Source organism: Waterburya agarophytonicola KI4 (genome assembly GCF_020640915.1).
Lineage (GTDB): Bacteria > Cyanobacteriota > Cyanobacteriia > Cyanobacteriales > Xenococcaceae > Waterburya > Waterburya agarophytonicola.
Genome location: NZ_JADWDC010000033.1, coordinates 1 through 13,342, shown reverse-complemented (window position 1 = coordinate 13,342; position 13,342 = coordinate 1). Strand labels below are relative to the sequence as shown.

11 protein-coding genes are annotated in these 13,342 nt (G+C 38.9%); 6 read left to right on the top strand and 5 right to left on the bottom strand.

The features are described 5' to 3' along the window. Window positions 1-28 precede the first annotated feature (28 nt). Window positions 29-379 carry a rhodanese-like domain-containing protein gene (locus I4641_RS13530; protein WP_229641065.1) on the bottom strand — a complete coding sequence of 117 codons (351 nt, stop codon included), beginning with the start codon at window positions 377-379 and terminating at the stop codon, window positions 29-31. Between the two features lie 136 nt (window positions 380-515). On the opposite strand from I4641_RS13530, the gene I4641_RS13525 reads away from it, so the two are divergent. After that, window positions 516-1,634 carry a DUF3352 domain-containing protein gene (locus I4641_RS13525; protein WP_229641064.1) on the top strand — a complete coding sequence of 373 codons (1,119 nt, stop codon included), beginning with the start codon at window positions 516-518 and terminating at the stop codon, window positions 1,632-1,634. Between the two features lie 3 nt (window positions 1,635-1,637). Here the strand turns inward: I4641_RS13525 and I4641_RS13520 are convergent, their stop codons facing one another. Together I4641_RS13520 and lepA are read right to left on the bottom strand one after the other, a co-directional pair. After that, window positions 1,638-2,624, bottom strand: a complete 987-nt coding sequence (locus I4641_RS13520; protein WP_229641063.1) for a tyrosine-type recombinase/integrase — start codon at window positions 2,622-2,624, stop codon at window positions 1,638-1,640. A 155-nt stretch (window positions 2,625-2,779) separates the two neighbouring features. Beyond that, on the bottom strand, window positions 2,780-4,591 hold the full coding sequence (lepA, locus tag I4641_RS13515; protein ID WP_229641062.1) for a translation elongation factor 4: 1,812 nt from the start codon (window positions 4,589-4,591) through the stop codon (window positions 2,780-2,782). A gap of 173 nt (window positions 4,592-4,764) precedes the next feature. Here lepA and I4641_RS13510 point away from each other — a divergent pair, with 173 nt between their 5' ends. Then, window positions 4,765-5,046 carry a hypothetical protein gene (locus I4641_RS13510; RefSeq protein ID WP_229641061.1) on the top strand — a complete coding sequence of 94 codons (282 nt, stop codon included), beginning with the start codon at window positions 4,765-4,767 and terminating at the stop codon, window positions 5,044-5,046. 199 nt (window positions 5,047-5,245) lie between these two features. After that, window positions 5,246-6,916 (top strand): sensor histidine kinase, encoded by a 1,671-nt coding sequence (locus I4641_RS13505; RefSeq protein WP_229641060.1) that lies wholly within the window; start codon window positions 5,246-5,248, stop codon window positions 6,914-6,916. Between the two features lie 105 nt (window positions 6,917-7,021). On the opposite strand, the gene argS is transcribed toward I4641_RS13505, so the two are convergent. Next, the gene (argS, locus tag I4641_RS13500; RefSeq protein WP_229641059.1) at window positions 7,022-8,779 is read right to left on the bottom strand and encodes an arginine--tRNA ligase; all 1,758 of its coding nucleotides are present in this window, start codon (window positions 8,777-8,779) and stop codon (window positions 7,022-7,024) included. 243 nt (window positions 8,780-9,022) lie between these two features. Here argS and phnC point away from each other — a divergent pair, with 243 nt between their 5' ends. From phnC to phnE, 3 genes are read left to right on the top strand one after another with little or no spacing between them, the layout of a single operon-like run. Beyond that, complete coding sequence (gene phnC, locus I4641_RS13495) at window positions 9,023-9,856, top strand: phosphonate ABC transporter ATP-binding protein (RefSeq protein WP_229641058.1); 834 nt, start codon at window positions 9,023-9,025, stop codon at window positions 9,854-9,856. A gap of 44 nt (window positions 9,857-9,900) precedes the next feature. After that, complete coding sequence (phnD, locus tag I4641_RS13490; RefSeq protein WP_229641057.1) at window positions 9,901-10,887, top strand: phosphonate ABC transporter substrate-binding protein; 987 nt, start codon at window positions 9,901-9,903, stop codon at window positions 10,885-10,887. Between the two features lie 34 nt (window positions 10,888-10,921). After that, window positions 10,922-11,755: a phosphonate ABC transporter, permease protein PhnE gene (gene phnE, locus I4641_RS13485; protein ID WP_229641056.1), complete on the top strand. Its 834-nt coding sequence runs from the start codon at window positions 10,922-10,924 to the stop codon at window positions 11,753-11,755. Between the two features lies 1 nt (window position 11,756). On the opposite strand, the gene I4641_RS13480 is transcribed toward phnE, so the two are convergent. Further along, window positions 11,757-13,289, bottom strand: a complete 1,533-nt coding sequence (locus I4641_RS13480) for a DUF6798 domain-containing protein (RefSeq protein WP_229641055.1) — start codon at window positions 13,287-13,289, stop codon at window positions 11,757-11,759. Window positions 13,290-13,342 lie beyond the last annotated feature (53 nt).

The following is a 13,342-nucleotide window of genomic DNA, read 5'->3' as shown; positions in this document are numbered from 1 at the left end:
GCTTGTGATATTAGTACATAAAAGTACATTAATAACGATTAATGCGGTTATCTACGAAACGAGAATAAGCATCGATTCCCCCCTGCACATTCTGGACGTTACTAAATCCTCTCATAGCTAGCCACTGACAAAGTTGAGCCGATCGCATTCCATGATGACATATAACTATTGTTTCTGTCTCCGGCTCAAGATCGATCAGAATTTTTTCCGACCATTGTTCAAACTCGCTCAAAGGATATAGATTGAATTGCGGAATTTGAGCGATCGCAAATTCGGTTCTTTCTCTGACATCGATTAACTGAAGTGATTCTTCTACCTCGGCTAATCGTATTGCTAGCTGATTGACATCAATTTCGGGAATTGGGCTACTATAAAACACTTTTATTATTAATAAAATTTACTATGTTTTAATTTTCCCTCAGTTTCATCACGATTTATTGTTAATTTTTTTACTAACTCCCAAGATATATAATGTTACTTACAGCTACAATTGCTGTTTTTAAAATACTTGTTTAATGAAATTTCGTTCTTTTTTCTGGACTTTAACCGCAGGAGCAATCACTATCTTTTTGATCGCGGTAGTGGGCATGGGTTGGATCGCAAGCTCTAGCTCGATCGCGCTTTTGCCAGGAGGGGTAAATCGTTTTCCTCTGGCTGCGGCATTTATCCCCAAACAAGCTCCTGGGATGGTTTCTTTGCTCACTAATCCTGAAAAGCTCAATGCTATCTATCGGGTGACTTTGCCTCTTCAAGAGCGTCAAAGAGAACGCCTAGAATGGCAACAGTGGGAAACGGATTTGTTGGGCAAAATAGGTTTTAATTATCAACGAGACGTTAAACCCTGGTTGGGAGACGAGATTACTTTAGCCATAGCTAGTTTAGATAGCGATCGCAATCCGAAAAATGGAGCGCAACCAGGATATATTTTAGCCGCAGCAACGAAGAATAATGGTTTAGCAAAAGAGTCTTTACGCCAGTTTTATAGCACCAAAAATAATATTAGTATCGAGCCGTATAAAGGAACAAATATTATCTTTCCCAAGGGAATTTCTGATTTCTGGAGCAGTGTGGTGGTGGGAGATTTTGTCTTATTTGCCAATCAACCTCAAATTTTAAAAGAGGCGATCAATCAAGCCCAAGCGATCGAGCTTAATTTGGCACGAGCTGATAGTTATCAAAATGTTTTAAATAATATTCAACAACCTCACATAGGTATAGGTTACATTGATGTTTTTGGTTTATCTGCTTGGTTGGATAAATCGACAATCTCAACTCAAGCTAATAGTAAGCCAATTTTGGGTATTGCTCTATCAATTAAGGGAGCAGATTTAGCTGCTCGAACTTTATTAATCGAGGCGGATAAGACAACAGTAAATTCTTTGAATAATAAATCTTTTTTAGATAATCTGGAATTACAACAAATTTTAAATTCTTTACCCTTCAACGATCGCAATTTGGCTTATATAGAGATTAACAATGGCAAATCTTTATTGGAAGATCGCATTCCCCTCTATAAAGTAACCAAACTAGCCATACAATCATTATTTCCCCATCTCAAAGCGATCGCCATTCAAAATATAGGCAAACAGGATAATATCAGCCGTGCCAATATTTTGTTTAAATTAGATAGTTAATTATTAGAGGGAAGGTATATTAATATTTAACTTTAAGGCAGGATTGTTTTGCCAGCGATCGCCTACGTGAGCATAGATCGAGGTAGTGCGAGGATCTTTATGTCCTAATAGATCTTGTACCTGACGTAAATCTGCACCAGATCGCAAGGCTAATGTACCAGCAGTATGTCGAAGACTATGAGCAGAGATAGTTCGACCAGGAGTATGTTTTAATGATGCTTGTTGGAGGTATTTGTCGACAATGGCTCGAATACCGCGACGGGAAATTCTTTTTCCCCGTGAATTATTACCCGTAACGATAAATAATGGTCTGGTGGGTTTTAATACTTCTCCTGCGGTTTCTCTAATATGTAAATAATTAACCAGAAGATGGGCAATATCTGGGGTCAGAGGAACAACTCGAATGCTTCTTTTTCCCTCTACCCGAATGCCCAAATTTTGTCCCTGTCTGACCAAACTAGCAATATCAGCACGATGTAATTCTACCGTTCTCGTACCTTCTAAAGCCATAATCGCAATCATCGCCTTATCCCTGGCAGATATGATTGTGCCATCTTCGGGAATGATACCTAAAAGAGATTCTACTTCTGTTTGCTCTAAATAAGTAATTTTTTCGGCGGGATCTAGTTTTTCTCGTGGCGGTTTAACCCCCGCAGCAGGGTTGATAGAAATCATCCCTTTTTCTACCGCAGCTTGATAGAAACGACGCACGACAGCTAATTTCAAAGCGATAGTGGCTGGCTTATATTTCTTTTGTTCGATCATCCAACGACGATATTTTTTAATGTCGTTTTTAGTTATAGTAACGGGATTTAACAGACGGCAATCGCACCACTCTAGAAACTGATGTAGCTGGCGAATATAGGTTTTGAGGGTGTCTTTAGCAGCATCCCCCGCACTAACATCTAGATCCAAAAATTCAGCAAACACTACTAATAAGTTATTGGTGGTAATCTTATCAATCTGAGGGGAATTATGAGTAGCTAGCATTAATTCTATCGCTCAATTTGGCACAATCCTAGCATATTCATTCTTAACTAGTTCAGAAAAAAAGAACTAATTTCTATCCCCAGACAGCATCCACCTACAAGAGATCGCCTTTCTCTTTAAATCAAAAAAGCGATCGCTCTTTAATTACTTATTACTTATTCTTTACCTATTTTCAACACTGCCATGAAAGCCTCTTGAGGAACATCCACAGTACCAATAGATTTCATTCTTTTCTTACCTTTGGCTTGTTTTTGTAATAGTTTCTTTTTACGAGAAATATCACCGCCATAACATTTCGCCAATACATCCTTACGCAGTGCGGGAATATGTTCGCTGGCGATTATTTTGGCTCCAATAGCTGCCTGAATTGGTACTTTAAATTGATGGCGAGGAATCAATTCTTTGAGCTTTTCTGTTAATGCTCGACCGACATAATAAGCTTTATCTCGATGCACGATAGTTGATAAAGCATCGACAGGATCTTTATTAACCAAAATATCCAACTTCACCAAATGATCTTTGCGATAACCAAGCATTTGATATTCCATACTGGCATATCCTTTAGTGCGCGACTTCATTTGATCGAAAAAGTCAGTAACTACTTCGGCTAAAGGTAACTCGTAAATCAGACAGGTACGGTTTTGGGTGAAATATTTCATGTCTTTGAATATTCCCCGTCTAGTTTGGCACAAGTCCATTAAAGTACCAACATAGTTTTCAGGAGTAATAATTTCTACCTTAATAAAAGGCTCTTCAATTTTTTCCCGTTGCTGAGGATCGGGTAACAAACTAGGATTATCAATTTCCATCACTTCCCCGTCTATGGTGGTGACGCGATAAATTACTGAAGGTGCGGTGGTAATAAGTTCTAAATCATATTCCCTCTCTAGTCTTTCTTGAACGATTTCCATGTGGAGTAACCCAAGGAAACCACAACGAAAACCAAAACCCATTGCGCTAGAAGTTTCTGGCTCGTAAGATAGAGCAGCATCGTTAAGCTTGAGCTTATCTAAAGCATCTCGCAAATCGGGATACTGATCCGAGTCGGTGGGAAACAAACCACAGAATACCATTGGTTTCGCTTCAGTGTATCCAGGAAGGGGTTCGGGTGCGGGTTCGTCAACTAGAGTAATAGTATCGCCGACACGGGCATCTTCTACTGCTTTGATCGCAGCAGCAAAATAACCCACTTCCCCTGCGTGAAGTTCTTCTACTTCAACTTGGGTGGGAGAAAGAATACCAAGCTCGTCAATGACATATTCTTTACCCGATGCCATCAGACGCACGTTATCGCCTCTTTTAACCTTACCATCCATAACGCGGAAGTAGACTACTACCCCACGATAAGCATCGTAATAACTATCAAAAATCAAGGCTCTCAGGGGTCGATCCACCGTATCTGCTGGAGGCGGGACTTTTTGGACGATCGATTCTAGAATATCATCAATACCTAAACCAATTTTGGCTGAAGCTTGGATAATATCGCTACAATCTAGACCCACAACGTCTTCAATTTCTTGAGCAACGCGATCGCATTCTGCCCCAGGAAGATCTATCTTATTGAGTACGGGAATGATCTCCAGATCGTTTTCTAGTGCCAAATAAACATTAGCTAATGTTTGGGCTTCCACTCCTTGAGAAGAATCCACTACTAGCAACGCACCTTCACAAGCAGCTAGGGAGCGAGATACTTCGTAGGAGAAATCTACATGACCAGGAGTATCGATTAAGTTTAAAACATAATTCTGTCCATCTTTGGCAGTGTAATTCATTCTTGCTGCCTGTAGCTTGATGGTAATTCCTCGCTCTCGTTCCAAATCCATATTGTCGAGGAATTGTTCTTTCATCTGTCTTTGTGCCACAGTGCCAGTGTCTTGCAGCATTCGATCCGCTAAGGTAGATTTACCATGATCGATGTGAGCAATAATTGAGAAGTTACGGATACGAGAGACGGGAACGTCGGTCATAAAAATTTATTAGATTAAGAATCTTTAAAAGTTAGTATTTTAAACTATTGTAATGTTGATTTTTACTTATTTTCCATTATTGATCGCACATCATTACTTTAATTGTTTTGTTTTGCCCTTAAATAAGTCCAACGGGTATTATTAAAATAAAATAAACCAAACCAAGAACGGTTATGAATGACGATTTGACAAAATTAGAGTCTTCTAGTGAAGAAGAATCTTTCGCCAACAACCAATTACCTCGCGAGGGCATCAATCCCGAAAAAACACGAGTATCCATAGATTTAGATTCAGAAGTCTTAAATCGGATCAAACATTTAACTAACGATCCTAGTAAAATTATCGAAACCGCCATTAAGCAATGGCTCAATGGAGAACGAGATGGAGAAACAGATCTCACTCGTACCTTTAGGCGCAACCCTCCTGTACCACCCCAAGGGGAATGGAACGATTGATTGAGAGATAAAAAGATAAAAACGCAGCAATATGGGGAATATTAGGTAAACTCAGGGCTTTATTCCAACTTTTTTTATGTATCTATAGGTTATAGTTTCAGGGAAGAGCCATGTTTAAAACTTGATATTAGATTAAAGCCTAACTCCCTTGCCCATGCTCCCTAGATTTGATTCAGAACGATCTAACAGCAATACAACTATGTCAGCCAATGAAATAAAATGGCAGCAATTGGGAGCAGAATTGGTCTTTACTCAAGATATTGCGGGAAACTATCTTTCTTTTTGGTGGGCAAAAGCAGAGGAATATGGATTACCTGGGAACTTTGTCAATTCAAATAGTGATTGCTCTACCAGTTTATTTAATACAATTTTTGCCCCCGTAGATCCTCAAACCTACCTAGAGAAAATTAGACGGGCGATCGAGCGTCGTCTGCCAGAACAGTGCTATTGTTTGTTTAGATGCGGAGAAAGTTCTTGTTCTTTTGAACTGATCGTCAGTCCCATACTTTCTGCCAGCAGAAAGCCCCATGCTGTTTTGGTTATGGGACATTTGCTGAAGGAAGAAGAAATGTTTTCTTTTGCCCAAGATGAAGCTCCCGCACCTATTTATAGCTATCAAAAATTGTTAAATCAGGTGGTGCGCAAGATTCGTCGCAGCCTAGATTTGGAAACTATTTATCAACAGACAGTTAATAATATTGGTTCTACTTTTGCTGTTAGTCGCTGTTTAATTTTGACAAATCACAGCAATATCACCCAGCTATCAGTAGAAGCAGAATATTGTTCAGATCTATATGGTTCTATTACAGAACATCAAATTAATTGGCAAAACGAAACTCATCTACAACAGGCTTTGGTGTCGAACTATCCTTTAGCCGTAGATTTTATGGGGGTAGATATCCTCCAGCGTAAATCTAGCTTAGTGGTATCGACCAACTATAACAGTGAAGATAATGTATTAATCTGTTTGCAACAATGCGATCGCTACCGTCATTGGACAACAGCAGAAATGGAAATGCTCAAGGAGATAGCCGAACAAGTAGAAGCTGCAATTTCTCTAGCCAAACTATATCGGGAAGTAGAACAAGCCAGCATTCAAGCAGAAGAAGCAAACCGCCTCAAAAGTGATTTCTTAGCTAATACATCCCATGAATTGCGTACTCCCCTCAATGGTATTATTGGCTTCCTCAAGTTGCTTTTAGAGGGGATGGCAGATAATGCCGAAGAACAACATGAGTTTATTGAAGAAGCTTATAAGTCTTCGATTCATTTGTTGAATTTGATTAATGATATTTTAGATATTGCCAAAATTGAAGCTGGCAAAATGGATCTGGAATTAACAGAGATAGAATTGGATGAGTTGTTCCAAAATGTTGATAATCTGATTCGCACTCAAGCAGAACAAAAAAAACTAAACTTCCAGTTTAAATATCCCGCAACTATGACTCCCGTTACTTTATATGGAAATTATCAACGTTTGCTTCAGGTGATGTTGAATCTGGTGGGCAATGGAATTAAATTTACTAGAGAAGGAGGTATTGTTGTCAGTGCAGAGATCAATAATAAAAAAGTCGAATCTCAAGGTATTGAATTGCCAGGGATGGTGAAAATCAGCGTTGCCGATACAGGTATTGGGGTATCTTTAGAAAAGCAAAATAAGTTATTTGAAAATTTCTATCAGGTAGATGGTTCGCGGACAAAATCTTATGGTGGTACGGGTTTGGGTTTGGCGATTTCTCAAAAATTGGTAGAAGCTATGGGTGGAACTATATCTTTTTATAGTATGGGGGATGGATTAGGTTCGACTGTTACTTTTACCGTACCTTTAACTCATTTGCCTGTAATTAAAACAGCACAATCGGAACAGTAATTATGAACTTTTAAGAAATAAATTAATTTATTAGGAGTTAATAATTACTGTCAATAGTCTTTTTATTTTGTTCGTCTTCTCTTTAGGCAATTAGTAATTCAAGAATTACATTCTTTCTAATACTTCAATGCCTAACAAAGACAAGCCCAATTTAATAGTACGTGCGGTTAAGTCAGCTAAGATTAAACGAGAAGTTTTCTGAGGTTCTTCTGCATTTAAAACATTGCATTCTTCAAAGAATTGATTAAATTTTTGACTTAATTCAAAGAGATACAAACATATACGATTAGGTAATAAAGTAGACTCTACTTCTTTAATTATTTCTTCTAGTTGCAAGATATGTTTTGCTAAAGCCAATTCTTCCTTTTCTGCTAATACAATATTTGTCTTATTATCTAGTTTAGAAAAATCAATATTTCCTTTCCGACTAATACCTTGAGGACGTACATAAGCATATAGCAAATATGGTGCTGTATTTCCCTTAAGGTCGAGCATTTTATCATAATCAAATGTATAGTCTGATGTACGATTATGACTGAGATCGGCATATTTGACTGCACTTAGACCAACTACTTGAGCAACGCGATCAATAAATTCGGGAGTCTCTTTTCTTTCTTCATCTTTTAATCTAGTTTCTAGATCGTTTTTTGCTCGATTTATAGCTTCGTCTAATAAGTCTTTTAGTTTAACTGTTACTCCAGAACGAGTTTTTAATCTTTTACCATCTTTACCTAGTACCAAACCAAAAGGTACGTGAACTGTTTCCACAGACTCGGGTAATATTCCTGCTTTCTTTGCTACCTGAAATACCCCTGCAAAGTGATTAGCTTGTCCAGAGTCAGTAACGTAGATAATTCTAGTTGCTTTGTCTTCTTTTATTCGATATTTAATTGCTGCTAAATCGGTAGTGGCATAATTAAAACCACCATCAGTTTTCTGCACTATTAAAGGTAAAGGATCTCCTTCTTTATTAGTAAAGCTATCGAGAAAGACGCACATCGCACCTTCACTTTTTTCTAATAAACCTTTCTCATCCAATTCGCTAACAATGTCTGCTAAAAAAGGATTGTAAAAAGATTCTCCTCTCTCTTCTAATTTAATATCCAGTAAATCATAAATAACCTGAAACTCTCTGCGAGACTGATCGCACAATAGCTTCCAAGCCCGACGACTATCCTCTGCACCCGCTTGTAATTTGACTACTTCTTCTCTGGCGGTTTGCTTAAACTCTTCGTCTTCATCAAAACGCACCTTGGCTTTTTTATATAAGGATACCAAGTCGCCAATATCCAGGGCATCGGCAGTAGTTAAAGCTTCGGGATAGGCTTCCCGCAGATAAGCAATTAACATCCCAAACTGAGTACCCCAATCTCCTACGTGATTGAGACGCAGCACATCATAACCTCGAAATTCTAAAATACGCGCGATCGCATCGCCAATAATAGTCGATCGCAAGTGTCCTACGTGCATTTCTTTGGCAATATTAGGGCTGGAAAAATCTACGATAACTTTGTCTGCCGATTCAACTCTCTCGATTCCTAACCGTTCGTCTGGTTGAATTTTTTGCAGTAGACTCCCAACGTAGTCCGATTTTAGCATAAAGTTGATAAAACCAGGCCCCGCGATAGTGGGAGTTTCGCACATATCATCTATCTCAAGATTGTCGATAATCGATTGGGCGATCGCTCTAGGGTTTTGTTTTAATGGTTTGGCTAAAGATAAAGCCAAATTAGATTGATAATCCCCAAATTTGGGGTTATTAGTCGGTGCAACCAAAGGATCTTTATCTGCCATTTCTGCGCCGAAAGCAGCCACCAAAGCATTGCTAACAGAATCTTTAAGCTGTTCTAGTATAGAAGTCATAATAATTTATAATTTAGGAATTACCAAGATAAATTTATAAGAGTTAGAACATCAGCATTTGGAAGTAATAACCCTAATTTTTTAGCGATCGCATATCAGTAAAATCATACCTCGATTCAGCAACGCAAAAAGTATCAGCCAAAAACAACGCCCAAATCTTAATCGATTCATAAATTAAGCCTACTGTTGTCTTAATTCAAATCCTAGACACTATTAAACTAGTGTAGTTTTAGGTACTTAAGATTGACTATTGCTAAAGCAGTTAAGGTTGAAAATTTAAGCAAGAGTTTTAAAGGAAAATTAGCCTTGAATAAGGTTGGTTTGATAGCTAATGAGGGCGAAATGCTGGCTCTAGTTGGTGCTTCTGGCTCAGGTAAATCAACCTTGTTGCGAAATATAAATGGTTTACATCTTGCGGACAAAGGTACAGTCAGTATCTTTGATGCACCCCTTCAAAGTCAGGGCAAATACCATTCGCACATCCGTCGAATACGGAGTCAAATTGGCTTTATTTTTCAACAGTTTAATTTAGTCACTCGTTTGACTGTTGTAGAAAATGTCTTGATTGGTAATTTATCCCAGATCTCTCTATCGCGATCGCTTTTTCGTCAATTCTCTAAATCAGAAAAGACTCAAGCCCTAGCAGCTCTACAAAGAGTTGGCATCCTCGAACAAGCCTATCAGCGTGCTTCTACTTTATCTGGCGGACAACAGCAACGAGTAGCGATCGCCCGTTGTTTGGTTCAGGGGGCGAAAATTATTCTTGCCGATGAACCCATAGCCTCCCTCGATCCTGAGTCAGCCAGGAAAGTAATGGAATTGTTGTGCGAGCTTAATGATGAAGGCATCACTGTCATTACTTCTTTGCACCAAGTACAGATGGTACAACGCTATTTTAAACGAGCGATCGCTCTGCGGGATGGCAAAGTCATGTTTGATGGCGCAGTCAACGAACTAAACGAACAAAAGCTAACTAAAATCTATGGTTCAGCCGTTGAAGAGTTGGTCGTTCGCGGACATGGAGACTTTACCACAAGAGAGGATTTGTTAGTCAAGACTAAGACAGAAACACACTAATTAATTCTAATTAATTTTTATCTATCATAATCATTATCTAGACAATGAAAAGACGATCTTTTATCAGAAATACTTCAGTATTTGCTGGCTCACTAGCAGCAGCTAAATTATTCTCAAAATCCGCTCAAGCCCAAGATCTCAAAGAACTTAATTTTGGTATTATCTCCACTGAATCTCAAGCCAATCAAAAGCCAATCTGGGAACCGTTTATTGCTGCCATGTCGGAAGAGATTGGCATACCCGTCAAAGCTTTCTATGCCACCCAATATGCAGGGGTGATTGAGGCGATGCGTTTTGGACAGGTGCAGTTAGCTTGGTTGGGTGGAAAGTCTTATATCGAAGCGAATAAAATCGCTGATGCGGAAGTATTCGCCCAAACTGTTAATTCTGACGGTACGAAGGGTTATGTTTCTCATTTAATTATGAATAAAAATAATCCTAAGCTAGCTCAAGCAAAAGAAATGGGAGGAGACAAGTTTGTAGTTCAAAACGCTCCCGAACTTACATTTGCCTTTAACGAGACTAATTCAACTTCTGGCTATTTAGTTCCTAGCTACTACGTTTTTGCTCAAAATGGCGTTAATCCCAAGGATGCGTTTAAACGTTTGATATTTTCAGGAAACCACGAGGCAACTGCATTAGCGGTAGCAAATAATCAGGTAGATGTGGCTACCAACAACAGCGAGTCATTGAGTCGTTTAGGAACAACTAATCCCCAAGCCAGAGAAAATATTGAGGTTATTTGGACATCGGTACTAATTCCAAGCGATCCGATCGCTTGGCGTGCAGACTTATCTGAAGATCTTAAAACTAAGCTTAAAGACTTCTTTTACAATTACAAAGATTCAGCCGTACTCGAACCATTGGAATGGCAAGGCTTTGCTCCTGCTGCCGATAATGTTTGGAACCCCATCCGCGAACTAGATATCGGTGAGAAAATTCTAGCAATTCAAGCTAATGATAATTTATCCCAAACTGATAAAGACAAGCAGATTGCTGAACTTAACGAGCAACTAGCAACTATTAAGTAAATAAACCAAGGCAATAGGAGATTTTGGGAAAATTATGCGATCGCCGAATATATCTAATCATCATCATACTAAAGTTTCTTCTGAAGTAAGGCAAATGTTAGCTAAGGAAGATAAACAGGTAACTACGGTAAAAATTTTCTGGTTAATTATAGCGATCGCCTTACTAATTTTTTCTTATCACCAAAGTGAATTAAATCCTCCCGTATTGATTCAACGGGGAGGAAATATGGTGGAGTATATTAGCTCTTACTTTCCTCCTGATTTTTCCTACTGGAAAACCTATCTCGACGATACTTTGATTACTATCTCCATGGGAATTTGGGGTACTTTGCTAGCTGCGATCGCTGCCATTCCTCTATCCATCTTAGCCTCAGAAAATGTTTGTCCCCCTTGGATCGTTCAGCCTATTAGAAGAATCTTGGATGCAATGCGGGCGATTAATGAAATTGTTTTTGCCTTGGTGTTCGTAGTGGCGGTAGGTTTGGGCCCCTTTGCGGGAGTTATGGCATTATTTATTCATACTGCGGGGGCTTTGGGTAAATTATTCTCTGAGGCGGTTGAGGCGATCGAACCAGGGCAAGTTGAAGGGATAAGGGCTACAGGAGCGAGTAAGATCCAGGAGGTTATTTTTGGCATCATTCCCCAGGTAATTCCCTTATGGACTTCTTTTGCTTTGTACCGTTTTGAATCTAATGTGCGTTCTGCTTCGGTATTGGGAATTGTAGGTGCGGGAGGAATTGGAGTTTCTTTATATCAAAGCTTCCAGTCTTTTGACTATGGCAAAGTTTGCTCTATTTTAATCATTTTAATTTTAGCCACCACCATTATTGATACTATCTCTGCCAAGTTAAGAAACTGGCTCATTTAGATTAGTTTTCTAGGTCATTCGATTCCAACTGACTTTTATAAAGAATATAAGGTGCTTGAATATGAACAATAGGTAATTCTAACTGATGTTCGATCTCAGTTAAAAAGTACTCGCACTGATATTTTTTCATTAATTTGAGTACCTGGGAAGTGTTAAGGGCAGAAAATCCCGCGCTAATTGCCTTAACTGTTTTTACCTGGTCTAATTTTTCACTGCCAAAATAGATTTTAGCAAGATTACCACCACTTAGATCGTTCAGACGCTGGTAATATTCGACAATTCCATCTTTGGTTTGGGGAAACATTTTAAGCTTTACTACTGTAGCCCTTTGAGTCATCCAGGTGAAATTTGCCAAATACCAAGGATGGGAAATAAACACCGCATCTTGAGGAGTATTATTCTCGATCCAGTCACTCATTAGTTTCCATTGGGGATCTACATTCTGTTGTTGAGTCGGAAAATTTTGAGCAGCGATCGCACTTTGACTAAAAAATGTTATTTGGGTAAATAAGATACAGCCAATTAAGATAAAACAGATCGACCGATGTTTTTTTACAGAAAACTTGGTTTGTAAAGTACAGGCAGTTAACAAATAGGTAGCCAGGGGCAAGATCGTATCGCCGAAGCGAAAAGGATAATATTGCAGGAAACTTCCCTCACTGTCAAAAAAGGCGATCGCGATACCGATAACAAAGGGTACAAGACTAATTAAAGTAAACTCGGTTAATTCTAAACGGGCGTAGTCCACTGGCTGCCAGCCTTTAGCATCAGCAATATTTTTGAGTAGGCTTACACACCAGATCCAGATGCCAAGATAAATAGCCAATCTCAGCCACAATAAGGGATGCCAAGCAAAGGGGTTTAAGTGATGGGGAAGTCTCAAAAAAACATAGATAAAAGAAGGAGAAATGTTTCCTGGTGGAGTAGAAGCAACTAACTGCTGTAGGATTGGGGGAATGGCAAAAGCACTAGCAGCTAAGTATACTGCAAATAACAACCAAATATTTTGTCCTAGTTTCAATAAACGCGCTTTCGGTGGTAAACACAACCAGCCCAAGGTAGTGAGAAAAGCCCAACCGCCGACTAAAACATGAAAAGAGGTTGCTAATCCCAATAACATCATCATCCACAGATAGCGTCTGGATAACATTAAAGGAATCGCAATCAGAATTAGTCCATAAGCTACTGCCTTAGCTTCTAACCCCCCAACAAACCATTCTCCTGCGATCGCACCTTGAAGGTATCCTTGATAGGTAAGGGCGATGGTGGCGAGTAGAAGATAGGTTAAATTCAAGCCTAGTTTTTGTCCGAGTAATACTAATCCAGTAGCGACTAAGCCATAGCAAAATAAGCGTCCAATAATGGAAGTAGCCAAAAAACCCAGGTGAACTATTAACCAACCAAAGATAATTTGAAACAGATATCGATAGTTAGTTTCTAGATTAAGATACCAATCATTAGCGATCCAATCGTGATCGACAAATTGTTTGGCTAAAGGTAAAACATCCACTTCATTCCAAACCGAACCACTCATAAGTAGCTCCACCTAATTAAACAGCAAACGTTCAACTGAATAATTTCCTTGTT